This is a genomic window from Photobacterium damselae (assembly GCF_003026815.1).
GTDB lineage: Bacteria > Pseudomonadota > Gammaproteobacteria > Enterobacterales > Vibrionaceae > Photobacterium > Photobacterium damselae.
Genome location: NZ_PYOG01000001.1, coordinates 451,990 through 474,893 on the forward strand (window position 1 = coordinate 451,990; position 22,904 = coordinate 474,893).

Sequence of the window (22,904 nt, forward strand, 5' to 3'; positions counted from 1 at the left end):
TTAATCATTGCACCTATCCCAAAGTACTTTATATCAACTTAGATCCATTTGAAGACCATCTATAGCGAATATATTTATTGAATTCAGGCTGATCTGCGTGTTCTAAAACTATAATTTGTGGCTTAAATCCAACATTTGGATCTTCTTCGAGTTTATCCAAGAAGCGCTCAATAACCTTAAATATATTTATTACTTGCTTGATATCCTCATCAACTCCATCCTCATTCGATAACTCTTCTTTATTTATTGAAGAAAACCTTCTAGTCACCTTAGGGAAATATACTTGACTAGGTTGATCTAAAAATAAGAAGGCAGGTATCACAGAATGTGAACTTGATGTTAATTTTAAAATTGATAAAAAGACAGCTAGATGACAAGCTAGCCAATTTGCACCGCTTCCCATTTCGGATAGCAGTATTTCCTGCTTTTTAAAGTAATAAGTAAACGTGAAATCTTCTGTTTTAAATTTCATTTCACCATCTCGCAAGTCATCTTCAAAATCTAAGTCTTTTTTAAGCTCATTCATCGTCTGGTTAATGAGAGCGTTAGCTTCAGAAAACTTATGCTCAAGGCCATAACCTCGAATCTGCTCATCGCAAATTTCTAACTCTTCTCTTAATTCTGACAAATAGTGGTTGGCTTTTTCTGAACTTTGCCCTTCAATAAAAATTTCCAAAGAGCTCTCTATTCTCCCTCTAATAATATTTAATGAATCTCTTATGTCTAAATTATTTTTAACCTTATACAATTTTCTTAATTGTTTCATCTCATTTTCTATATTAGCTATAACTTGCTTTTGCTTATCTCGCTTTAGAAGTAATGAGTTAAGGGATTTCGAACTATCTTGCTTATAACTATTAATTCTTGATAATTCATCTAGAAGTAACATTCTAGAATGCTTTACCTCTTCTACTCTAGCAACAACGTTACTTACAGGTGCATTACACAATGGGCAACTAACATTATGTTTGGACTCAAATTCATCTTGTGATATTTCCTTGAGGCGCTCCATTGAATTAGAATAATCTATTGACTCTTCTTCGTTTGACTTAATAAGACTTATTAATTGATTACATTCATATAAAGACGTAAGTTCTTTATCTTTTTTCTTCTCTAAAGAATTTAACTGTTTATTGAAATCAACATTTTGTTCTGCATTTAATGGAACAAAAGGCAAGTTTCTCGCTAAATATTTCAACTTATCTAATGATGCATCTTCATCCAAAAATTTAAGATTTAAAATTCTATAATACTCCCTAATTGGTATAAGTAATTTTTCTCTTTTTTCTTGAATATCTAGCTGAGTTTTCTTTTCTTCTTTATCTATCTTTTTTATTTGTTTTTCTAATTCTTCTGATCTTTTCTTTAATCTATAGTATCTGCTATCAACCCACCCCATGAATATAGGAAACTGATCAATAACCGATCTACTTTTAATAAAGTTATCAAACCGGCAAAACAAACTATGTTTGTTAGCTATTAAATTTTGATGTTGAAAAAAAAGTGAAGTAGCATTACGAATTGAAACTTTTCCTTTATTAAGGTTATAATCATTTTCAGTCAACGACGTATCTTCAACAGATAATCCTAAGTGCTCTTCAAAGTCCTTTTGAACCTCTAATCTAGATCTAGTTTTTTTAGATTTAAAGTAATTAGCATTGATTATATTATCAGCAATAAAATCAACTGAATATTCAACAGCAAAATAGCACTTTGTTGGTTGCCTATTCGAACGTCCAATAACTATCTTCTTATTATTATGTTCAAATACACAACAGAATATATCAGTAAAGTCAGTAACAATCCCTACAGGTATTGTTGAACGCTTTGAAAACAAACAATAATCTACAATTTCAATTAAAGCGCTTTTCCCTGTTTTAGAATCACCTGTTATTATGTTTAATCCTCGTTCAAACCCAAGGTCTTTCACAGTACCATCATGACCAATAAGAATTATATTCCTTAAAAAAGCTTTCATATATTTTTGACCTTGGATTTAAGAAGAACGTTAACATATCCTTCTTTCGAAAATATTATACCTAAGTTGTAAGACGCTTTTAAAAATTCTTTTTTATAATCACTTATATTAGATAAACATTTTTCTTCATGTTTAATTAAGATAAAAGAATTAATTATAGTTTCATACATAGAACTCAAATAGATAATTCCATCATTAGTAACTGATTTTGAATACAGAACTTTATTATTTATAAAAAATAGCCTTTCTTTAATTTCATCATTTTTTAGGAACGCTGTTTGAAATGTACTACTAGCTTTAGACCTACTCAGTTTATCCCTTAAAATATCATCCATAACAAAAGGAACGACAAGATAAATCAACTCAAATTTTGCACCACGTTCATCAATTCGTCTAGATCCTTCAATAAATTCATATAATATATCTGCTATAAAAGATGGTGAATATTTCAAATCTCTAATAACTTTTGGGTTCATTAGTCAATATCCTCTTCATTATATTTCCAAGTATAAGAGGTGTTATTAATAGCCTCATGTACCTTACCTCTCATGAAATAAGGTCTCGTACCACTTACCTCTGGCACTTCTAGCACCGAGCTATTATGAAATTCAAAATATGCATCACGAGCAATCTTGTTAGATTTAGATGTACCTAAATCTTCAGGATCTATTTCATAAGAATATTGTCTTTTATACCCTGTAGCCTTCTCTACTACATCTACTAAATAGTTATTAATAATTTCGGGCATAATATCTGGTTTAAGATCTACAAGACTCTCTTCGCTATTTTTAGCTTTAAAATAATCATTGAGAGCAATACCTCGATCTCTCCCCTTCAAACCAATATCTCTATACTCTAATAAAAACAAGTAACCATCAGCATGCTGCTCCGTATCATACTCCGTGCGGTCTACAGGAAAAGGAATGTTATCTCCACTCCATCTGTTAACCTGAAACTGGAAAGCATCATCAAAATCATTGATATTAACCTTCCAACGTCGGTGGTCTACGATTGCATTTTTATTAACGTATGAGTATATCCAATGTAAAATGCTTTCTCTGTATGGCTCTAACACACACTTCAATTTGCGAGCTTCCAATAAGCTCTTCCATTTTTCTTCTACATGCTCCCGAGATTGATCAATTGTAAATCTAGACAATATACTTAATAACTCGACATCCGATGCATCTTCAAAAATTTTGTCATAGAGAAGCTTAATTGAGAGTGATGGTTCGTGAGACTTTATGAGGTTGAGTTTTTCATGGGCACTTAGTGTGTTCCAACCATGGAATATTGATCTCTCGGAAATGAAAGATGTCGTGTGTAAGACAATTTGTTCAAACATAGAGGAATCTTCAACTACCAAGTTCTTCAAAGTGTTCCAGATATCTTTTGAGTTACTAGCTAAGTTATGCTCTTCTACATGGTGTTTTACCTCTGTGAACGTCTTACCGTCATAAATATCCCCAAAGCACTCTATCCAGATAGTCTCATTGGGTTTTGCGTCAAAGCACTTCTCAATGGCGATTAAGACTTGATACACATAGCCTAAATACTTTGGTGTAGCGTTGTTAGAAAAACCATCTGTCATCCTGTCAATTACTCCCTGATTTACTCTAAATCACTTCACACACATAGAATATTTTACAATTTAGTAATACCAATGAAGCTTGTTCTGTCAAACTTCCAATCAGTAATAAATTAAAGTATTTTAATAACCATATAATTAAGATGGTATCATTCTGTACAAATGCAGCACCATTGCAAGTAAAAATAGCCAATTAAGGAAAATCCAGAAAAACTAAAGCTGATTGATATTTACACATAGATAATTGACCTATCACTAATTCATTTATAGGTTTTATGATCTACATAAGAGTTCGACTCCAGTAGGGAGCGCCATCTCTCATCTCCTATAAAATTCTGACACTATTCCTACACTTCGTATTATAAATTTATATACAATTTAGTGTATTTCGTGAACTCGCAAAAATATAAAACAATATTTTTTTTCTTACTATATTTATCTATCTATGATAAATATAGCTTTATAAACAAAGAGATAAAATTGTTTTATTGATAATAAAGAATCAAATATACCTCAGTGAATTTTACTCAGTCACAAATGAGATCTATTAGGAATTAAAATGAAATTAAAAATCGCATCTCTTGCACTATGTGCAGCAATGGCAGCCCCTGCAGCAATGGCTGATACACCAATTCAGCTATCCGTACCAGGCGTAAACCTACCTGCTGGTAACGTAACAGGTGTTCGTTTAAATGCCCTTTACGGCCACACAAGTTCAGTAACGGGTGTTAACTTCTCGTTCCTAGGTCTATCGGATATTGATACTTTTAAAGGTCTAAACTTCGGTCTTGCATTTGGTATTAACCGTACTCGCTCTATGATGACTGGTGTTGAATTCGGTCTAGCTAACTGGAACGATGGCAATGCAAAAGGTGTAGATTTTGGTCTAGCTAACTACACAGCAGGTAACTTTACCGGTGCTCAGTTTGGTACTTTCAACTATGCAGGTACTCTAAACGGTCTACAGTTTGGTTTTGTTAACGCAACAGATCATATCAACCAAGGTGTTCAGATCGGTCTGATCAACTATGACAAATCAGGTACTTTCGTAAGCAAGAACCTACCGGTATTCCCTATCATTAACGCTCGTTTCTAATTGAATATTAGTTAACTATATGATGATGATTACGGCTGCCATGAGGTGGCCGTTTTTATTTTCATTAAGAGATAAAAAGAAAAAACCCCGCGATAAAGATCTCTATACAAATCTTAATAGCGAGGTTTTAAATTTGGTGGAGCTAAACGGGATCGAACCGATGACCTCTTCGCTGCCAGCGAAGCGCTCTCCCAGCTGAGCTATAGCCCCTTGATGAGCTGAATAATAAAAACCTAATGATTTCATGTCAATAGAGTACATTAACGAAGAGTCTAAATAAGCAATAAACTGTTAAGTACATCAAATAATAGTGATAAAAAAAACGAAGATACCGAGATACCTTCGTTTTTATTATCGAGTTATTCGATAGAAATTAAGCGTTTGCTTCGCGAGCTGCAATGAACTCAAGAGCCATCTTAATACGAGCAACAACACGGTCTTTACCGATTAATTGCATTACAGCATCAACAGATGGAGATTGACCTTGACCAGTTACTGCTACACGTAGAGGCATACCTACTTTACCCATGCCTAGTTCAAGCTCTTCACACACTTGAGCGATAACTGCATGTAGATTTTCAGTTGTCCACTCAGTTAATGCTTCAACTTTTGCAAGAGCAAGCTCTAATGCTTCTTTTGCTACTGGACGTAGGTGTTTCTTCGCTGCACCTTCTTCGAAAGCATCAAAATCTTGGTAGAAGTAGCGAGACTGCTCTGCTAACTCAACCAAAGTATTACAACGCTCACCCACAAGCTTAATCACGTCAGTAATTGCTGGACCATTTTCAAGAGAGATCTCTTTTTGATCTAGGTGCCACTGAAGGTATTTAGCTACGTATTCAGGTTCTGCTGTTTTGATGTAGTGATTGTTCAACCATAGTAGTTTGTCTGTGTTAAATGCAGATGCTGACTTACTTACAGACTCTAGGCTAAATAGATCGATCATCTCTTGCATTGAGAAGATCTCTTGGTCACCGTGAGACCAACCTAGACGTACTAAGTAGTTTAGTAGTGCTTGAGGTAGGTAACCTTCATCACGGTATTGCATTACGCTTACCGCACCATGACGCTTAGACAGTTTTGCACCATCATCACCAAGAATCATTGCACAGTGAGCAAACTCAGGTACTGGTGCACCTAGTGCTTTATAGATATTGATTTGACGAGGAGTGTTGTTGATATGGTCTTCACCGCGAACAACTTGAGTAATACCCATATCCCAGTCATCGATAACAACACAGAAGTTATATGTTGGGCTACCATCTGTACGACGAATGATCAGATCATCTAGCTCGCTGTTTGCGATTTCAATGCGACCACGGATCTTATCATCAAATACAACCGTACCTTCTTTTGGGTTACGGAAACGGATACAGAATGGGGAATCTTCTGTTGCTGCAGCATTTGCCGCAATTATTTTTGGATGGTTAGCATCGTAACGAGGTTTTACACCCGCTGCCATCTGCTCTTCACGGATTTCGTCAAGAAGCTCTTTAGGGCAGTAACACTTATATGCTTTGTCTTCAGCAAGTAGTTGATCAACAACTGCGTTATAACGATCAAAACGCTTGGTTTGATAGTATGGGCCCTCGTCCCAGTTCAACTCAAGCCATTCCATACCTTCCATAATGGCATCAATCGCTTCTTGAGTAGAACGCTCTAGGTCAGTATCTTCGATACGTAGAACGAATTCACCATTGTTGTGTTTTGCGTATAGCCAAGAATATAGAGCTGTACGTGCACCACCTACGTGCAAAAAGCCAGTTGGGCTTGGTGCAAAGCGAGTTTTAACCGTCATTTGACTTACCTTAATAAAGAAGGATTATGCAGCTTATCTATGCTGCGAAAAGACTAATGACGCTATTTTAGCACTGTGAGGTAAATCTACAATAATCCTCATCAACTTAGCACTCATGAAAAGTTGAATTAAAACGTAAGAGCATCCCTTCTCTTAGCGAATAAGGAGCAAGACGATAAAAGAAAAACTAAAAGTCGAGAGACTCCCCACCTTTCCACTTACACGCAAACCAAGGCATAAAGCCATAACTACCATCAGGTAAAGTACAAATAGTTTGACCAAACCCGCCACCAGCACCACTATTACCACCATTAGCAAAGACAGATGAGCTTGTGAAGACAGCCATCCCTAGACATACAGCAAAAACTAGCTTTTTCATAAAGCACCTTCATTTTGTGATTAACATCACAAAAAAGTATAGACAAGATACTTCACCTCTCAAGCTAGATGCATTTATTTTCTCCAATAAAAAAGACTCGCTAATTGCGAGTCTTTTAAAGTGGTATCTCTTAACAATTCAAATTAGAAAGTGTAAGGGATAATAACTTGGAAACGTAGATCCGTTTCATCAGCTTTAGGTGCACCAGCATATTCATCACGCTCTAGCACTGTACCGTGTAGACGGATTGTTGAGCCCTTAAGAGCACCAGATTGTAGAGAGTATGCAATTGTTGCGTTAAATGCGTACTCGCTCTCATAATCCCAATCGCCCTTCGCGCCTTCAGCGGCAGATTTAGAGCCAGTACCGTAACCGAAGCCTAGGTAGTAGTTCCAACCATTACCTTGGTCGTAAGAAATACGGTTGTACCATGCAACCTCACCAGACTTGTTCCAGTCAGATAGGGCATCCCACCATAGTGAGTAAGTACCGTTAGTCATACCATAGGTGTAAATCATACGTGGGTTAACATCACGGTCGTTATTACTTGATGCGTACTGAAGGTCAGACATCCAAGAGAACTGGCCAAACTTAGCATTGAAAGATAGACCTGTTGTGAAACCTAGACCATCATACTGAACGTCATCGTTTACGCCGTAGAAGTCATAAGCCAATGACATGTTCTCGTTGAAAGTGTACTTCGCGTAAGCTTTGTAACCTGTTGTGTCAGTTTCACCGTGGTAAGAATTCACTACACCAGCACCCCAATCGATGCTATTTGCGTAACGAACATCTGTTGCTTGACCTAGACCCAATTGGATGAATAGTTGGTCAGAAACATTACCAGAGAAACCTAGAGAGTGGACCATACTCCAAGAAGTGTCAGACCAAAGTGCTGGAGCGTAGTCATTTTCACTTAGAAGCCAAGGTGCTGTAAATTGGTCAGCGATAAAGTATGTAAGCTTGAAACGATCTAGATTAGCGTTTAGCTCAGCACCACGATAAGTACCAGGAACAAATGACCATACATTACCTAGAACACCGTTACCATTCGCTTGAGTGAAACCGAAGCGACCGTCAACAGCTTCGCCAGCTTTAAACTTAAGCGCAGCACGTGTTACTTTAAATTGCTGACCATCACCTGCGCCCCAGTCAAGGTTGTTACAGGTAGAGATTTCGTTACATAGGTATTCACCTGTACCGCCATTTACAGCACTGTCATTGTAAAGGTCACCAGAGAAGTAACCACCAAGATCAGCACCTAGCCAACCATCGTGGTAACCAGAAGTGAAATCTAAAATTAGGTTGTAAGATGAGTAGTTTAGACGGCTCCAACGATCGCCATCTTGACCACCTGGTTTACCAGTAGTACGAGTACGTGAACGAGTATCAACAACGGCAACACCCGCTAGTGTTGAGCCATCAATGAACTCATTAACTGCTTCAACATACTCAGGACCTGCAGCACTGTCGGAAGTTGCCATTACTGGCATTGCTACGAATGCGCCTACCATTGCTGCTGTTAGTGCAGATACTTTGAAAAACTTAGCTTCCATGGAATAACTCCTAAAAGATATTAGCTGTTTACTTGCTACCTGAAATGGTTGGCCGCCGAGGCAGCAAGTAACTCTCCCATATGCCAGCCGATTGAAAATCCGCTAAACCATATATTCTTGGTTCTTACAATGAACCTTTGTCTCTCTTCGATTACTAAGACTACTTTTGCAGCGCAAAACATCAATCAGAACTTAATTTCTTGTGTTAAAAATATGACGCAGTGCAAAGTTCCCTTGTTAATAGTGATCCAGTTCAAAAATAAAAACAAAAACAACAAAATCGATAACAATCAAATAGTTATACCAATAAGAATAAATATTGTGATACAGTGCAAATTTATAAATTAGTAAAATTGCACTATTAACATTTTAATCTATGAATCGAATTCATTAGTTTTAGGCATGAAATCTCAGACAGAGTTATTCTTTTTGAAGATAAAAAATAAAGTCACAATAACGTTTCAATAATGAGCAGAATAAAAGTAATAAGCCTAATATTTGAAGTAACTCGTAATAATAAAAAACCCTTGCCTCAATCAGAAACAAGGGTTTTATTTTCAACAGCTGTTTTTGGTCAGAATATTAACGCTGCATGAAATCGATCAATTGTTGTTCATCCCAAACTTCAATACCCAGCTCTTGAGCTTTCGTCAGCTTTGAACCTGCCGCTTCACCCGCCACAACAAGATCAGTCTTTTTCGAAACACTCCCCGTTACTTTAGCCCCTAGCTTTTGAAGTGCTTCTTTCGCTTCTGTACGCGACAGCTGTGATAACGAACCCGTTAAGACAACTGTTTTCCCCTCAAAAGGCAGCTCAACATCATCTGCAACTTTTTCAATATCAGGCCAATGAATACCAACATCACGTAAATCATTAACCACAGCAAGGTTGTGCTCTTCACGGAAGAAATTAAAGATATGAGCAGCCACAATTTCACCCACATCAGGAACTTCGATTAATTGATCTTTACTCGCAGTCATCAATGCTTCTAAAGTCTCAAAGTAATGAGCTAGGTTTGCAGCAGTCGCTTCCCCTACTTCTCGAATACCTAATGAATAGATAAAGCGAGACAATGTCGTTTCTTTGGCATTACCAAGAGCATCAACCAATTTCTGTGCCGACTTAGGCCCCATTCGATCTAAAGCCGTAACCACACCAGCGCTTAAACGGAACAAATCAGCAGGCGTAGTTACCATTTCGCGATCAACCAATTGTTCAATCACCTTTTCACCACAACCATCAACATCAAGTGCTTTACGAGACACAAAGTGCTTCAAAGCTTCTTTACGCTGAGCTTGGCAGAATAAGCCACCTGTACAACGCGCAACGGCTTCACCTTCTATTCGCTCGACTTTAGACTGACATACCGGACACTCAGTTGGGAAGATTACTGGGCTTGCATCAGCTGGCCGACGAGACTCAACCACAGAAACAATTTGTGGGATCACATCACCTGCACGGCGAATAATCACGGTATCGCCCACCATCACACCTAAGCGGGCAATCTCATCAGCGTTATGAAGTGTTGCGTTACTAACCGTTACCCCACCGACAAAGACAGGCTCAAGCTTAGCAACAGGGGTAATCGCTCCTGTTCGGCCAACTTGAAACTCCACATTATTCAGTAGCGTCATCTCTTCTTGAGCAGGGAATTTATACGCAATCGCCCAACGAGGTGCTCGTGCCACAAAACCAAGTTGTAACTGAGTATCAACCTTATCCACTTTAATTACGACACCATCAATATCGTATTCTAACGACTCGCGCTTTTCGCCGATCATCTGATGATAGCGAATAACCTCTTCAATACTATCAACTCGACGAATTTCAGGACTCATTGGAAAGCCCCACGATTTTAATTGGCACAAACGGTCATATTGCGAGCCTTCTAACTCACGGCCTTCTACAATACCAACCGCATAAGCATAAAAGCTTAATGGACGGGTTGCAGTTACTTTAGAATCAAGCTGACGTAGGCTACCTGCTGCTGCGTTACGCGGGTTAGCAAAGGTTTTCTCGCCTTTTTTTAGTGCTCGTTGATTGAGTTGTTCGAACCCTTTTTTAGGCATAAAGACCTCACCTCGAACCTCAATTCGAGTTGGCCAATCATTACCTTGTAGTTTTAACGGAATGCTGCGAATGGTACGCACATTATTCGTAATATTTTCGCCTGTGGTACCATCGCCTCGAGTGGCAGCCTGAACAAGAACACCATTTTCATACAATAAGCTGACAGCCAAACCATCCAATTTAGGCTCACAGCAGTATTGGATAGCTGAGGCATCATTTAGACGATCTTGAATACGTTTTTGAAAAGCTCGTAACTCATCATCATTAAATGCATTATCAAGTGATAGCATAGGTAATTCGTGCTTAACTTGAGTAAAGCCATCAAGAGGAACACCACCAACACGCTGACTAGGAGAGTCTATTGTCACCCACTCAGGATGCTCAGATTCGATAGTCAGTAATCGTTGCATTAAACGATCATATTCAGCATCTGGGACTTCTGGATTATCTTCAACGTAATAGCGATAACCGTGATAATCTAACTGTTCGCGTAGCGATAATAGTTCTTGATGAAGTTCGTTACTCATTGTCTTACTTACCTAAATATATTTTATCTTTGCATATACTCAAGTAACGTTAAGGTACATAGGAGTATGTGCAAATATGGTATTCGTTAGATTTTACTACATTAATAAAAAAACAGGCCCTCAATTGAGAGCCTGCTTAGCGTAATTTCTATATTACTTTGCATTTGCGTAAAGTTTGGCCTTATCTCGATACGCTGTAATACGATACGGTGTAATCATATTGCGCTCATGATCCAAAACATCTGCATTTAAATCGTCAGCAATACGCTGAGCCGTTTGTAACATCGTATTGAAGTTATCATCGGCACGTCCTGGACATGGCAACATTAAGAAGAAGCCAATTCCTGGCGTTTCAAAATGTGCATCATTGATATCAGGGAAATTACCTGGCGCTACCAAGTTCGTTACAGAAAAAATAACAGGCTGAGTGCCAGCACGATCAAGATGGCGATGATAAACAGAATTCTCACCAAAAATCAGGCCATGATTCTCCAAAGCAGTAAACAGCTGACGACCCATTAACACACCACCACTACGGGCATGAACACATAGAGAAATATAACTTGGCTCTAAAGGTGCAGGCTCGGGTTCTGGCTCAGCAATAACAGGCTCAATAATTTCATAAGGCTCTGGCTCAACAAATTCTGGTTCAACCTTCACTTCTGGTTGCTTAATTTCAGGCACAGGTTGTGAAACTTCAGCTGGTGTAACCACCTCTTCTACCAATTCTTCATGGCGAGGCTCAACTTGTGGTTCAGTAGCCGTTACTGGCGTTTCAATCACTGGCGTTACCGTAGTCTCAACAACTGGCGTAATCATCTCTGCTGCAATAGGCTCAGCAACTGGAGTATGAACAACTGGCTCTGCGGTCATTGTAGGCTCTGGCACTGAAACTGGAGCTTCAATAGTTGGCTCTACTGCTTGTGCTTGTGCTTGTGCTTGTGCTTGTGCTTGTGCTTGTGCTTGTGCTTGTGCTTGTGCTTGTGCTTGTGCTTGTGCAGGCTCAGAAACAACCGTTTGTGCTACAGGCTCAACAATAGCTTGAGGTTGTACGGCCGCTTTAGGCTCATCAACCGCACTCATTTTAGGCAAATCATCATCAGCTGAAATAGGTGCAATATCCCCTAACAAAGGATCTGCTTCAGGCTTTGCACCAAAATGTAATTCTGGTTCTTTACGCTCAGCCTTTTTCGTTTTTGATTCTTTGACTACTGGCGTTTCTACACTCTCTTGAACCACTTTAGGTGTTTCAACTTTAGGCTCAACAACAGACTCATTTAGCTTGCTCTGAGGCTTTTCACCAAATTTAGCGGGCTTTTCTTTTTTGCTGGTCCAAAGCCCATGTAGAAGAAGTGCTGCAATAATTAGCGCACCGAAAATTATAAGAACTAGACGCAATTCCTGCATACCGAATACTCTAAATTAACTCGTTATCCCTGACGGGGTTAATGATAGTAAAAAATCCTCTCGGCAAGCAAAAACGTACTGCCGATATTGTCTAACTGTTTAATGTACCAAATCTCAATTCACAATGAGAAGATGAATATCTATATTCGGTGAAGATATTTCAATTAGCTGACTTTTTGCTGTTTTTTTCATCAAGATTTTGAATTCAAATTCAATTATCTTGGTAAGACACCCTTTTTTCTATTTGATTCCATCCCACTGTCACCGTTAACATGCAAAAAATCCTCAATCAAGATCACACATTTGATGAGGTTCATAAAGGAGAAAGGTATGTCAACACAGCCAATAAAAAATACAACAAGTGGCGCAGGCTACTTTATGCGAGGATTATCCTTGGTAACTCAACCAGGAACTCGTCGTTTTGTTATTATTCCACTGCTTATCAATATCATGTTATTTGGTGGTGCATTTGGATATGTATTTAGCAACCTTGGAGAGTGGATTCACCACTGGCTAAGTTACTTACCAAGCTGGCTCGACTGGTTATCTTATGTGTTATGGCCACTGATGGCGCTGGCAACATTGGTTATCTGCTCATACTTTTTTAGTACCATAGCAAACTGGATAGCAGCACCTTTTAATGGCTTATTGGCAGAATATCTAGAGGCCAAATTAACCGGACAACCAGCCCCCGATACAGGCTTTAGCGAAGTAATTAAAGATCTTCCTCGTATCATGGGTCGTGAATGGATCAAACTTAAGTATTATTTACCAAAAGCATTGGGTCTTTTGATCTTGATGTGGATCCCAGCAATTGGTCAAACGGTAGGTCCCATCTTATGGTTTTTATTTAGCGCTTGGATGATGACTATCCAATATGCTGACTACCCATTTGATAACCACAAAGTACCTTTTATTAATATGCGTGATGCCCTTAAACAAAAGCGCGGTCAAAGCCTAAGCTTCGGCGCTCTTATCATGCTGTTTACTATGACACCAATTATCAACCTATTTGTTATGCCAATTGCAGTTTGTGGGGCAACGGCGATGTGGGTAGATAATTATCGCGATCAATATAGAAGATACTAATGATCAGGGGTTCGATCTCGATTTAGCGTAAAGCATAGACAATCGAGCCCCTTTCGTCTTCTCGTCTTCTCGTCTTCTCGTCTTCTCGTCTTCTCGTCTTCTCGTCTTCTCGTCTTCTCGTCTTCTCGTCTTCTCGTCTTCTCGTCTTCTCGTCTTCTCAGACCATCATCTTTTATCCAATCCTTATAACAATAAGATATAACGATAAATTCCTTTGCATTGGCTATAACAAGTATATGCTTAATCTACTTGGTATTATTTATAGTCTTTTTCGAGGGAATGACCATATGAGCAAGATTTACGAAGATAACTCATTAACCATCGGCAACACCCCACTTGTGCGTTTAAATCGAGTCAGTAATGGCAAAGTATTGGCTAAGATAGAAGCACGTAATCCAAGCTTTAGCGTAAAATGTCGTATTGGCGCTAACATGATTTGGGATGCTGAACGTAAAGGCTTATTAAAAGAAGGGGTTGAATTGGTTGAGCCAACCAGTGGTAATACAGGTATCGCTCTTGCCTTTGTTGCTGCCGCTCGTGGTTACAAACTCACCCTTACCATGCCAGAAAGTATGAGTCTTGAGCGTCGTAAGTTACTTAAAGCGTTAGGAGCAAACCTAGAGTTAACCGAAGCAGCCAAGGGTATGAAAGGAGCAATCGAAAAAGCAGAAGAAATTGTTGCCTCAAATCCAAGCAAATACCTACTACTTCAACAGTTTAACAACCCTGCCAACCCAGAAATCCATGAAAAAACCACAGGCCCTGAAATTTGGGATGCCACAGGTGGTGATATTGATGTCTTCGTCTCAGGAGTTGGAACTGGTGGCACCCTTACAGGTGTGAGTCGCTACATTAAACAACAAAAAGGTAAAGCCATTACAACCGTTGCCGTGGAACCTGCTGAATCACCAGTTATCACTCAAACTCTTAATGGCGACACAGTACAACCTGCGCCACATAAGATTCAAGGTATTGGAGCGGGCTTTATTCCTGGTAACTTAGATTTAGATTTAATTGATGAAGTAGAACGCGTTTCATCCGATGATGCTATCGAAATGGCACAACGTTTAATGGCAGAAGAAGGAATATTGGCGGGAATTTCATCAGGTGCAGCTGTGGTTGCTGCAAATAATTTAGCTTCCCGCCCAGAATACGCAGACAAAAATATCGTTGTCATCCTCCCAAGTTCAGGTGAGCGTTACTTATCGACAGCCTTGTTTGCAGGTGTCTTCACAGAAAAAGAAACAAGACAGTGATCACATTTTAATATCTGCTATGTTAATTAACGTTTAAAAAAGTCCCTTTTGGGGGCTTTTTTATTGCAATTTACGTTGAGCTTTAATATAAAACCGACGCACTTTATTTTTTGCATCAAAATAAAGGGTCAAAAAAACGACACTGGATGCGAAACTTAGTCTAAAACAAAAAAGTCAGAAAAACTTGATATGGATTAAGGCTAATGTGCCGAACTGTTAGGTAGTTTAGATACCAATTTGAGTAAACCAAACTAAATGGGTTATGCTTAAGTTCAGTTACAAAATGATTAAATAAATACTATATATCGGGGTGAAATATGTATCAGAAGCAAGTAGAAATCACTGCACCAAACGGCCTACACACTCGTCCAGCTGCACAGTTCGTTAAAGATGCAAAAGCATTTGACGCAGACATCACTGTGACTTCAAACGGCAAGAGTGCAAGTGCTAAGAGCCTATTCAAACTACAAACTCTAGGCCTAGTTAAAGGTGCTGTAATTACTATCGCTGCTGAAGGCGCACAAGCTCAAGAAGCTGTTGAGAAGCTAGTTACTCTAACTGAACTGCACGAAGGCGCAGAAATCGCAATGTTCCGTGAAATCTAATTAAAGATTCTCACTGACTTTGTTTTCCAGTTTTTAGTTAATTTAAGGTAAGGCTATGATTTCAGGTATCCTGGCATCTCCGGGTATTGCTTTTGGTAAAGCACTACTACTGCAAGAAGAAGAGATCGTTCTCAATAAAAATCCGATTTCTGCTGACCAGATCGATAACGAAATTCAACGTTTCTTCGACGCTCGAAAAAAATCTGCAGACCAGCTAGAAGTAATCAAAGAAAAAGCACGTATCACTTTCGGTGAAGAGAAAGAAGCGATCTTTGAAGGTCACATCATGCTGCTTGAAGATGAAGAGCTTGAAGAAGAAATCATAGCCTTCATTAAAGACAACAAAGCATCTGCTGATCTAGCTATCTACTCTATCATTGAAGAGCAAGCTACTACGCTAGAATCACTAGATGATGAATACTTAAAAGAACGTGCATCAGATATCCGTGATATCGGTAGCCGTTTCGTTAAGAATGCTCTAGGTATCAATGTTGTAAACCTAAGTGCAATCAACGAAGAAGTTATTCTTGTTGCAAACGATCTAACTCCATCTGAGACTGCTCAGATCAACCTAGAATACGTACTAGGTTTTATTACTGATATTGGTGGTCGTACATCACACACCTCTATCATGGCTCGTTCACTAGAAATTCCTGCAATCGTAGGTACGAACGACATTACAGCTCGTGTTAAGAATGGCGATATGCTAGTTCTTGATGCTATTAACAATCAGATCGTGATCAATCCATCTGAAGAAGAGCTAAACAAATTCAAAGCAATCCGTGAAGCACACCGTGCAGAGCAAGAAGAATTAGCTAAGCTAAAAGATCTTCCTGCAATTACTCTAGACGGCAAGCAAGTGGAAGTTTGCGGTAACATCGGTACAGTAAAAGACTGTGACGGCGTTAACCGTAACGGTGGTGAAGGTGTTGGTCTTTACCGTACTGAATTCCTATTCATGGATCGCGATGCACTTCCTACTGAAGAAGAGCAATACCAAGCTTATAAAGAAGTTGCAGAAGCTATGCACGGCGAGCCAGTGATCATCCGTACAATGGATATCGGTGGTGATAAAGATCTTCCATACCTAGATCTACCAAAAGAAATGAACCCATTCTTGGGTTGGCGTGCGATTCGTATCAGCCTTGACCGTCGTGAAATCCTACGTGATCAATTCCGTGCTATTCTTCGTGCATCAGCACACGGTAAGATCCGTATCATGTTCCCGATGATTATCTCGGTTGAAGAAGTTCGCACACTTAAAGCTGCTATTGAAGAGTTTAAAGCAGAATTAACTGCTGAAGGCTTAGCTTTTGACGCTAACATCGAAATCGGTGTTATGGTTGAAACACCAGCAGCTGCTGCAATTGCACACCACTTAGCGAAAGAAGTTTCTTTCTTTAGTATTGGTACCAACGACTTAACCCAGTATACTCTAGCAGTTGACCGTGGTAATGAGCTAATCTCTCATCTATATAACCCACTATCACCTGCAGTTCTTACTGTGATCAAGCAAGTAATCGATGCTTCTCACAAAGAAGGTAAGTGGACTGGTATGTGTGGTGAGCTTGCTGGTGACGAGCGTGCAACTCTACTTCTATTAGGTATGGGTCTGGACGAGTTCAGTATGAGTGCTATCTCTATCCCACGCATTAAGAAAGTTATCCGTAACGCTAACTTTGCTGATGTTAAAGCGATGGCTGAACAAGCTCTTGCAATGCCAACAGCGGCTGAAATTGAAGCCCACGTAGAAAAATTTATCGCAGAAAAGACCATCTGCTAATATAGCTGCAGATACAATAACAACGCTTAGGAGCAACGATATGGGTCTGTTTGACAAATTGAAGAAGCTAGTTTCTGACGACAGCAGCGAAGCTGGTGCAATCGAAATCATCGCACCTCTATCTGGTGAAATCGTTAATATCGAAGACGTGCCAGATGTAGTTTTCGCTGAGAAGATTGTTGGTGACGGTATTGCTATCAAGCCATCTGGCAACAAAATGGTAGCACCTGTTAACGGTACAATCGGTAAGATCTTCGAAACTAACCACGCTTTCTCTATTGAGTCTGAAGACGGCATCGAGCTTTTCGTTCACTTCGGTATCGATACAGTTGAGCTTAAAGGTGAAGGCTTTACTCGAATCGCTGAAGAAGGCCAAACTGTTAAAGTTGGCGATACTATCATCGAGTTCGATCTAGCTCTTCTAGAAGAAAAAGCTAAGTCTACTTTGACTCCAGTTGTTATCTCTAACATGGATGAGATCAAAGAGCTTAACAAGCTATCTGGCGCAGTAACTGTTGGTGAAACTCCAGTTCTACGCATCAAGAAGTAATAATTTTATTACCTCTTACAAAGCGCTGCCTTCGGGTGGCGCTTTTTGTTTCTAGAGCCAAAATTTAGGCAATAAAAAACGAGTACAGCCAATGCTCATACTCGTTTTTCTTACTACCGTAAATGGCTCTTGCTTATAATGCGTTTAACATCTCAACTGATGGAGCAAAGAAATAAGCGCCCGTAACAGCCTGAGAGAAGCGTAACATCTGATCTGTTTTACCATCACGCTCACCATACATATTCTCAAGCATAGCATCAAAGTGATACTGACGCTGACAATAAGCAATAAACAGTAAGCCATGATCACCACTTGCTGTACCAAATGGCAAACTGTGGCGTAAAATCTTCAGACCTTTCCCCTCTTCTTTAATATCAACACGTCCTACGTGAGATGCAGCAGGAACATCATCTAGCTCAACCGAATCAGGTTTAGTACGACCAATCACCTTTTCTTGAGCTTTAACACTAAGACGATGCCAAGCAGGAAGATTATGGACGAAACGTTGTACCATCACATAACTACCACCAGCAAACTCACCTGCTGGAATAATAGCAACGTTTTGACGATCCTCTTGAGTTTGAGGGTTTTCTGTACCATCGATAAAATCGGTCATATCACGGTGATCTAGGTACTGGAAGCCATATGTTTCATCAAGAACTTCAATATCATCTGCAATCAGCTCAAGAAACTTACGGCAGGCATAAAAGTTTAGATCGTGGCGATTAGAGTGGATATGAAGCAAGATGTCACCACCAGTTGCAGGAGCCGTTACTTCACCTTGACCAAACTGGCGAAACTCAGTCAATTCAGGAGGACAATTTTGCTCTAATGACTGCCAAAATGTTTTGCCAAATGCCACACTTGCGTGAAGATTTGCATCTTGCTGCTCTTGGTTTAACTGAGCAAGTAGAGGGTGAATAGCTTGGCACTGGCTAAGCACTTTAGCTCGATCGCCAGTTACATTCATCACAATGTAAAGTGCGAAACAACCACGATCTGGCACAATGGCAGGTTGAGAAATGGCCATAAAATTCTCCTGAGTTATCGTTAAAATAGAATAGTAACCTAGATAAAAACCAGTCTTAGGTAAACTAACTCAATTATCCAAATTATTACTGTATATACCCAAATGACTTCAAAATGCAGACCTCATAGCAAGATGAATAAATCGAGCACTTTAACGTTACTTGGGTATATAGCGATTAAAAGTAAGGGATTAATTACTGGTTGATTATCAATTACCTGTCTTAAGTTGCAAGTAAAAAACCTGTCAAATGCCGTATCTTATAAAGAATTCGTGATTTCTTTGACCTAAAATGAAAAACGCCCCAATTTAGGGGCGCTTTAATGAAGAGATGGGGAAAGTTACTTTTTAAGCAGTCATCACTTCTACTTGAAGTTTAACTTGCTCATGTAAAGCATCGTCAATACATTCAAAAGAAGTTGGTCCATTTAAACCTGTCGATATGGTTGGGGAAATAATTGTACGCCAGCCACCATCATCAAGACGCTCACGTATTTTAAACGCAATCTTAACTTCATCAGCAGACACTTCTAATAACTCAGCACTGCCCACAACGTCGCGATACTCATTGGTGATACTATCAAAAATGACTGTTTCTTCTCCAGGAAGCAGTGACAGCGATGTATTTACGGTTTGTTTTTTATGATCGCTTGTTGTCATCTCAAAATGCACATCTAATAGCCAATCAGCCATCGCCAATGGACTTAGAAATGCACTAAATAGTACGAGCCCTTTTCCCCAATCATTCATTTGCTTTACCTCTCGATAGGCTTGTCTGCAAATGTATTCTTAACTCTTGAACTACGATAAAGGTATAGGAGTAGCCATAAGGTCAATAATAGATTGATCCCAACTAGCCAACTAAATGAACCTTGCGTTAAAACAAGATGATACAGTTGCAGTATAACGTCTGTTAGATACGTTGCTAGCAAGATAGTCCTACCATGCCGCCACAAATAATTTACTAATTTATTATTTTTATGCCGCTGACCCGACAGCCACATCAAACCAATAGCTGGAAGACCAAACGCCAACCCAACATAAAGTGTTTCTCGAACGGGATAAATCAATTCCAGCAGTTGTGCGCCTTGATTGCGACTGACTCCTGCCATTATAAATACGACCCACGCTTTTGCACTAAATGCGAGTGACAGCCATAACATTGTCGAAGGTTTTAACCCTCCATGCTTGTCGTAAGCATCAATTGGATAAAGCAAACTGTTCCCTCAAAAGTTTTGTTCTATCCCAAGCTATGGTGGCAATAATTTTAAATTCAAGTTTTCTTAATAATATGTTGTAGCCGTATGGCCTAATTGAACTCTAATCGATTATTCATCGTTCGCCATTAGGAAGGTGTAAAGAATGTGCTTTACCGCACTATTTGGGTTTATAACTTGCTGTCTGGATCACGATTTTTGATCTAAAAAACACAAAAACAGCGTTTTTATTAACCGGATCACATTATCTATCAAACAAAAGAAACTCGCATAAAACTGATTGAATAGATATTTAAAATCAATACATTAGATGAATTATAATGACTATAAGCCTGCATAATATGCTAATTTACATATGTAGTAATATGATGAAATATTCTTACATAACGCACTTTACTCTAAATAATAGATATTTTTACACTTCACCTCATCTATAGTAGATTGATAGCCATACTTCCAACATAGCGAGTTGATATGAAAGGGAAAAGACAACAGAGCGTTTCACCCGAAACCCAAGCAGAGGCAATGCGTATTGCCAAAGGGACTCAAAAGCCAGGCCAAACTAAAGAACAGACTAAATTGATTGCTCTAGGGATCCAAAGTGGTATCGAACTATATAAAAAGCAGCAAAAAGCCAAATCACGTGAACGAGATAAATTAAGAAAAAAACAACAAAAAGAGAAAAATCAAACTGAGGATGTAGATACCGTTATTGAACATCAAATTGAATATCGTCAATCTTGGGTTCCATGGGGACTATTAGTAATATCTTGGCTGGGCTTTATCTCTTATCTGTTTCTATATAACTAAAAAGGAACAATCATGAAAACATGGATTATTAGCACAATGGCTCTCTTATCTCTTTCTGGATGCGCAGAACCTGATAACCATCTCTATAGCGATCAGATCAATTATCCATGTAATGATAAGCCTAACTGTGTATCAAGTATCGATAAGCGCCCAGAGCACCATGTAGATCCTTTTTTATTAACCTCTCAGGGGCTATCTAACTGGCAATCAATTAAAGCAATTGCGTTAACTTTACCAGGCAGTAAACTCATTAAAGAGACCCCAAATTATCTGCATATAACCTGTTCTAGCCAATTTCTTGGTTTTATCGATGATTTAGAGATTCAACAAAAAAATGATCATCTCGATGTACGCTCGGCATCACGAGTGGGCTATTACGATTTTAACGTCAACCGTAATCGAATCGAACTTTTGGAAAAGAAATTGCTGAAGCAAGGGTATATATACCCAAGTGACTGACACATAACGATGATAGTTTAACCCGATAGAATAAATTGCCATAACCAATTGATAATAATTCTCACTTTCATGTAAGATAATAGACATAATTTTTATGATGGTAAGAATAATGGATAGAAAGTCGTTTACTGTTTTTAGTTTGGTGGGATTTTTTGCAATGGTCGCGATTCAATTAGGAGAGATCTGGCTCACTCACCACAATATTGATGCTGTTTTCTTTATTGTTCAGTGGCTTCCTCTTTATCTCGCTTGGGGTGCAATGGTGGCTATCGCATTATTGTACCGAAAATCAGATCCTGAACATAAACCGAACTGGCATATACAGTTATAAAAAAACCGCCTCACAAGGAGACGGCTTTATCTATTCTATTTTTGACGATTAATCTATCTGCTTATCTTTACTTAAAGAAAGTAACCAAATACAAATAGCAGCAACAGCAGCAAAACCGGATAAAATAATAACTGGCATTGCTGCATAGCCTAAGATATGCCAAATCACAGATTCAAGTGTACTCATACCTTATTCTCCTGTTATTGCCAGCCTTCGACATTTTTCATATCGGGTAATTTATGAGCAATACCCTTATGGCAATCAACACAGGTCTTGTCACCAGAAGCTAAGGCTGTTGAGTGCTGATTGGCACTACGAGGTGCTTGCTCAGAGAAATCCATATAATTAAATTCATGACAATTACGACACTCTTGTGAATTATTGTCTTTCATTCGTTTCCATTCACGTTCAGCTAAGTGTGCCCGTCGAGCTTGGAATTTCTCATCAGTATCGATTGTTCCCATCATATGAGCCACAATTTCTTTTGATGCCTGAACCTTACGTACTATCTTGTCTGTCCAATTATGTGGTACGTGACAGTCAGAACAAATCGCACGCACACCTGAACGGTTAGAATAGTGAATGGTTGATTTAATCTCTTTAACAATAGGAGCATGGCAACCAGAGCAAAACTCCTCGGTATTTGTCACTTCCATACCCGTATTGAAAGCACCCCAAAATAGCAAACCGCCCATAAAGCCCATAAACAGTACGATGCCAACAGCGACTTTACTTGGTGACTTTAAACGCCGCCAAAATGTCTTCAATAATTTCATTGCCAGCCCCTTGTTTAATGAGATTCTTGCAGTGCTTCAACACGCTTAAACTGATTACCAACAAGTGGTTTCGCATCAACTTGCGGTACGTGACACTGCTGACAGAAATAACGACTTGGAGACACATCAGACAAGACTTGACCTTGGCGAGGTGACACATAGTGAGTCACACTAATTTTGGTCGCCCCCATCTCTTTAGCATTTTTCCAACTGTGACATGCTAAGCATTTGTTGGCATTTAAATCGACTTCATAATTACGAATTGTGTGTGGAATCAATGGTGGTTGATACACATAATCGCTATCAATTAACGGTTGCTGCTTTGGCACGTGCTTCATAGGATCTGCAGGTCGAGATACGCTTAATTCAGTATCACCGCGAAGTGAAGCAAGTCCTCCAATACCACCTGCATAATGTTTCTCTAATTTTGCTACCGCTTGCTCAGTTGGATTGGTTGGCTCTTCTGCACTTTGAACGGCTCCTGCCAGCAGTAATCCAGAAGCAACGATGGCCATTAATAATCGTTTCATGATTCTCTCCGCCTTAGTTGGCTAATTCCTAATTCTGTTAAATGCGACGCCGCAACGCCGCTTTTAATCCC

Annotated in this window: 23 protein-coding genes and 1 tRNA gene; 9 read left to right on the forward strand and 15 right to left on the reverse strand. The window is 39.1% G+C overall.

Annotated features, from left to right (window positions below):
* Positions 1 to 28: 28 nt before the first annotated feature.
* From CTN07_RS02065 to CTN07_RS02075, 3 genes are read right to left on the reverse strand one after another with little or no spacing between them, the layout of a single operon-like run.
* Complete coding sequence (locus CTN07_RS02065) at positions 29 to 1,978, reverse strand: DUF3732 domain-containing protein (RefSeq protein WP_005300526.1); 1,950 nt, start codon at positions 1,976 to 1,978, stop codon at positions 29 to 31.
* Positions 1,975 to 2,454, reverse strand: coding sequence for a three component ABC system middle component (locus CTN07_RS02070; RefSeq protein ID WP_036764255.1), 480 nt, complete (start codon positions 2,452 to 2,454; stop codon positions 1,975 to 1,977). The genes CTN07_RS02065 and CTN07_RS02070 overlap by 4 nt, the downstream gene beginning before the upstream one ends.
* Positions 2,454 to 3,569 carry a hypothetical protein gene (locus tag CTN07_RS02075; protein WP_005300529.1) on the reverse strand — a complete coding sequence of 372 codons (1,116 nt, stop codon included), beginning with the start codon at positions 3,567 to 3,569 and terminating at the stop codon, positions 2,454 to 2,456. Before CTN07_RS02075 ends, CTN07_RS02070 begins: the two co-directional genes overlap by 1 nt.
* A gap of 556 nt (positions 3,570 to 4,125) precedes the next feature.
* On the opposite strand from CTN07_RS02075, the gene CTN07_RS02080 reads away from it, so the two are divergent.
* Entirely contained in the window at positions 4,126 to 4,662 is a 537-nt protein-coding gene (locus CTN07_RS02080; protein WP_005300532.1) for an LA_2272 family surface repeat-containing protein, read from the forward strand.
* Between the two features lie 134 nt (positions 4,663 to 4,796).
* On the opposite strand, the gene CTN07_RS02085 is transcribed toward CTN07_RS02080, so the two are convergent.
* The 6 genes from CTN07_RS02085 to zipA form a co-directional block, all read right to left on the reverse strand.
* Positions 4,797 to 4,872 (reverse strand) — tRNA-Ala (locus CTN07_RS02085).
* A 163-nt stretch (positions 4,873 to 5,035) separates the two neighbouring features.
* Positions 5,036 to 6,460, reverse strand: coding sequence for a glutamate--tRNA ligase (gltX, locus tag CTN07_RS02090; protein ID WP_005300535.1), 1,425 nt, complete (start codon positions 6,458 to 6,460; stop codon positions 5,036 to 5,038).
* A gap of 187 nt (positions 6,461 to 6,647) precedes the next feature.
* Entirely contained in the window at positions 6,648 to 6,839 is a 192-nt protein-coding gene (locus CTN07_RS02095) for a hypothetical protein (protein ID WP_005300540.1), read from the reverse strand.
* A gap of 143 nt (positions 6,840 to 6,982) precedes the next feature.
* Positions 6,983 to 8,395, reverse strand: a complete 1,413-nt coding sequence (locus CTN07_RS02100) for an OprD family porin (protein ID WP_005300542.1) — start codon at positions 8,393 to 8,395, stop codon at positions 6,983 to 6,985.
* A gap of 582 nt (positions 8,396 to 8,977) precedes the next feature.
* Entirely contained in the window at positions 8,978 to 10,993 is a 2,016-nt protein-coding gene (gene ligA / locus CTN07_RS02110) for an NAD-dependent DNA ligase LigA (RefSeq protein ID WP_036764258.1), read from the reverse strand.
* 153 nt (positions 10,994 to 11,146) lie between these two features.
* Entirely contained in the window at positions 11,147 to 12,400 is a 1,254-nt protein-coding gene (gene zipA, locus CTN07_RS02115; RefSeq protein WP_005300548.1) for a cell division protein ZipA, read from the reverse strand.
* Between the two features lie 330 nt (positions 12,401 to 12,730).
* On the opposite strand from zipA, the gene cysZ reads away from it, so the two are divergent.
* The 5 genes from cysZ (at position 12,731) to crr (ending at position 17,683) form a co-directional block, all read left to right on the forward strand.
* A complete protein-coding gene (gene cysZ / locus CTN07_RS02120; RefSeq protein ID WP_005300550.1) occupies positions 12,731 to 13,489 on the forward strand; it encodes a sulfate transporter CysZ in 759 nt (252 codons plus the stop codon).
* 287 nt (positions 13,490 to 13,776) lie between these two features.
* Positions 13,777 to 14,745 (forward strand): cysteine synthase A, encoded by a 969-nt coding sequence (cysK, locus tag CTN07_RS02125; protein WP_005300553.1) that lies wholly within the window; start codon positions 13,777 to 13,779, stop codon positions 14,743 to 14,745.
* Between the two features lie 317 nt (positions 14,746 to 15,062).
* Positions 15,063 to 15,350: an HPr family phosphocarrier protein gene (locus CTN07_RS02130; protein ID WP_005300557.1), complete on the forward strand. Its 288-nt coding sequence runs from the start codon at positions 15,063 to 15,065 to the stop codon at positions 15,348 to 15,350.
* Between the two features lie 55 nt (positions 15,351 to 15,405).
* The gene (gene ptsI, locus CTN07_RS02135) at positions 15,406 to 17,133 is read left to right on the forward strand and encodes a phosphoenolpyruvate-protein phosphotransferase PtsI (RefSeq protein WP_005300559.1); all 1,728 of its coding nucleotides are present in this window, start codon (positions 15,406 to 15,408) and stop codon (positions 17,131 to 17,133) included.
* Positions 17,134 to 17,173: 40 nt separating this feature from the next.
* The gene (gene crr, locus CTN07_RS02140) at positions 17,174 to 17,683 is read left to right on the forward strand and encodes a PTS glucose transporter subunit IIA (RefSeq protein ID WP_005300563.1); all 510 of its coding nucleotides are present in this window, start codon (positions 17,174 to 17,176) and stop codon (positions 17,681 to 17,683) included.
* Between the two features lie 133 nt (positions 17,684 to 17,816).
* Here crr and CTN07_RS02145 read toward each other — a convergent pair whose 3' ends face one another.
* The 3 genes from CTN07_RS02145 to CTN07_RS02155 all read right to left on the reverse strand — a co-directional run bounded on the left by CTN07_RS02145 (position 17,817) and on the right by CTN07_RS02155 (position 19,927).
* The gene (locus tag CTN07_RS02145; RefSeq protein ID WP_005300566.1) at positions 17,817 to 18,713 is read right to left on the reverse strand and encodes a Dyp-type peroxidase; all 897 of its coding nucleotides are present in this window, start codon (positions 18,711 to 18,713) and stop codon (positions 17,817 to 17,819) included.
* Positions 18,714 to 19,058: 345 nt separating this feature from the next.
* Positions 19,059 to 19,460 carry a hypothetical protein gene (locus CTN07_RS02150; protein ID WP_036764261.1) on the reverse strand — a complete coding sequence of 134 codons (402 nt, stop codon included), beginning with the start codon at positions 19,458 to 19,460 and terminating at the stop codon, positions 19,059 to 19,061.
* A 5-nt stretch (positions 19,461 to 19,465) separates the two neighbouring features.
* Positions 19,466 to 19,927 carry a DUF2919 domain-containing protein gene (locus CTN07_RS02155; RefSeq protein ID WP_036764263.1) on the reverse strand — a complete coding sequence of 154 codons (462 nt, stop codon included), beginning with the start codon at positions 19,925 to 19,927 and terminating at the stop codon, positions 19,466 to 19,468.
* 474 nt (positions 19,928 to 20,401) lie between these two features.
* Here CTN07_RS02155 and CTN07_RS02160 point away from each other — a divergent pair, with 474 nt between their 5' ends.
* From CTN07_RS02160 to CTN07_RS02170, 3 genes are all read left to right on the forward strand, one after another.
* Entirely contained in the window at positions 20,402 to 20,737 is a 336-nt protein-coding gene (locus CTN07_RS02160) for a DUF2956 domain-containing protein (RefSeq protein WP_036764265.1), read from the forward strand.
* Between the two features lie 12 nt (positions 20,738 to 20,749).
* Complete coding sequence (locus CTN07_RS02165; protein WP_036764267.1) at positions 20,750 to 21,196, forward strand: DUF1499 domain-containing protein; 447 nt, start codon at positions 20,750 to 20,752, stop codon at positions 21,194 to 21,196.
* Between the two features lie 109 nt (positions 21,197 to 21,305).
* On the forward strand, positions 21,306 to 21,527 hold the full coding sequence (locus CTN07_RS02170; RefSeq protein WP_050787770.1) for a hypothetical protein: 222 nt from the start codon (positions 21,306 to 21,308) through the stop codon (positions 21,525 to 21,527).
* 48 nt (positions 21,528 to 21,575) lie between these two features.
* Here CTN07_RS02170 and CTN07_RS02175 read toward each other — a convergent pair whose 3' ends face one another.
* From CTN07_RS02175 to CTN07_RS02185, 3 genes are read right to left on the reverse strand one after another with little or no spacing between them, the layout of a single operon-like run.
* Positions 21,576 to 21,713, reverse strand: coding sequence for a TIGR02808 family protein (locus CTN07_RS02175; RefSeq protein ID WP_065170113.1), 138 nt, complete (start codon positions 21,711 to 21,713; stop codon positions 21,576 to 21,578).
* A gap of 14 nt (positions 21,714 to 21,727) precedes the next feature.
* Complete coding sequence (locus tag CTN07_RS02180) at positions 21,728 to 22,303, reverse strand: NapC/NirT family cytochrome c (RefSeq protein WP_005300574.1); 576 nt, start codon at positions 22,301 to 22,303, stop codon at positions 21,728 to 21,730.
* Positions 22,304 to 22,317: 14 nt separating this feature from the next.
* Positions 22,318 to 22,833 carry a nitrate reductase cytochrome c-type subunit gene (locus CTN07_RS02185; protein WP_036764269.1) on the reverse strand — a complete coding sequence of 172 codons (516 nt, stop codon included), beginning with the start codon at positions 22,831 to 22,833 and terminating at the stop codon, positions 22,318 to 22,320.
* Positions 22,834 to 22,904 lie beyond the last annotated feature (71 nt).

Bases quoted from the DNA above. Each gene is read 5' to 3' on its own strand.
- CTN07_RS02065 (WP_005300526.1), bottom strand. From the start codon at position 1,978: ATGAAAGCTTTTTTAAGGAATATAATTCTTATTGGTCATGATGGTACT.
- CTN07_RS02070 (WP_036764255.1), bottom strand. From the start codon at position 2,454: ATGAACCCAAAAGTTATTAGAGATTTGAAATATTCACCATCTTTTATA.
- CTN07_RS02075 (WP_005300529.1), bottom strand. From the start codon at position 3,569: ATGACAGATGGTTTTTCTAACAACGCTACACCAAAGTATTTAGGCTAT.
- CTN07_RS02080 (WP_005300532.1), top strand. From the start codon at position 4,126: ATGAAATTAAAAATCGCATCTCTTGCACTATGTGCAGCAATGGCAGCC.
- gltX (WP_005300535.1), bottom strand. From the start codon at position 6,460: ATGACGGTTAAAACTCGCTTTGCACCAAGCCCAACTGGCTTTTTGCAC.
- CTN07_RS02095 (WP_005300540.1), bottom strand. From the start codon at position 6,839: ATGAAAAAGCTAGTTTTTGCTGTATGTCTAGGGATGGCTGTCTTCACA.
- CTN07_RS02100 (WP_005300542.1), bottom strand. From the start codon at position 8,395: ATGGAAGCTAAGTTTTTCAAAGTATCTGCACTAACAGCAGCAATGGTA.
- ligA (WP_036764258.1), bottom strand. From the start codon at position 10,993: ATGAGTAACGAACTTCATCAAGAACTATTATCGCTACGCGAACAGTTA.
- zipA (WP_005300548.1), bottom strand. From the start codon at position 12,400: ATGCAGGAATTGCGTCTAGTTCTTATAATTTTCGGTGCGCTAATTATT.
- cysZ (WP_005300550.1), top strand. From the start codon at position 12,731: ATGTCAACACAGCCAATAAAAAATACAACAAGTGGCGCAGGCTACTTT.
- cysK (WP_005300553.1), top strand. From the start codon at position 13,777: ATGAGCAAGATTTACGAAGATAACTCATTAACCATCGGCAACACCCCA.
- CTN07_RS02130 (WP_005300557.1), top strand. From the start codon at position 15,063: ATGTATCAGAAGCAAGTAGAAATCACTGCACCAAACGGCCTACACACT.
- ptsI (WP_005300559.1), top strand. From the start codon at position 15,406: ATGATTTCAGGTATCCTGGCATCTCCGGGTATTGCTTTTGGTAAAGCA.
- crr (WP_005300563.1), top strand. From the start codon at position 17,174: ATGGGTCTGTTTGACAAATTGAAGAAGCTAGTTTCTGACGACAGCAGC.
- CTN07_RS02145 (WP_005300566.1), bottom strand. From the start codon at position 18,713: ATGGCCATTTCTCAACCTGCCATTGTGCCAGATCGTGGTTGTTTCGCA.
- CTN07_RS02150 (WP_036764261.1), bottom strand. From the start codon at position 19,460: ATGAATGATTGGGGAAAAGGGCTCGTACTATTTAGTGCATTTCTAAGT.
- CTN07_RS02160 (WP_036764265.1), top strand. From the start codon at position 20,402: ATGAAAGGGAAAAGACAACAGAGCGTTTCACCCGAAACCCAAGCAGAG.
- CTN07_RS02165 (WP_036764267.1), top strand. From the start codon at position 20,750: ATGAAAACATGGATTATTAGCACAATGGCTCTCTTATCTCTTTCTGGA.
- CTN07_RS02170 (WP_050787770.1), top strand. From the start codon at position 21,306: ATGGATAGAAAGTCGTTTACTGTTTTTAGTTTGGTGGGATTTTTTGCA.
- CTN07_RS02175 (WP_065170113.1), bottom strand. From the start codon at position 21,713: ATGAGTACACTTGAATCTGTGATTTGGCATATCTTAGGCTATGCAGCA.
- CTN07_RS02180 (WP_005300574.1), bottom strand. From the start codon at position 22,303: ATGAAATTATTGAAGACATTTTGGCGGCGTTTAAAGTCACCAAGTAAA.
- CTN07_RS02185 (WP_036764269.1), bottom strand. From the start codon at position 22,833: ATGAAACGATTATTAATGGCCATCGTTGCTTCTGGATTACTGCTGGCA.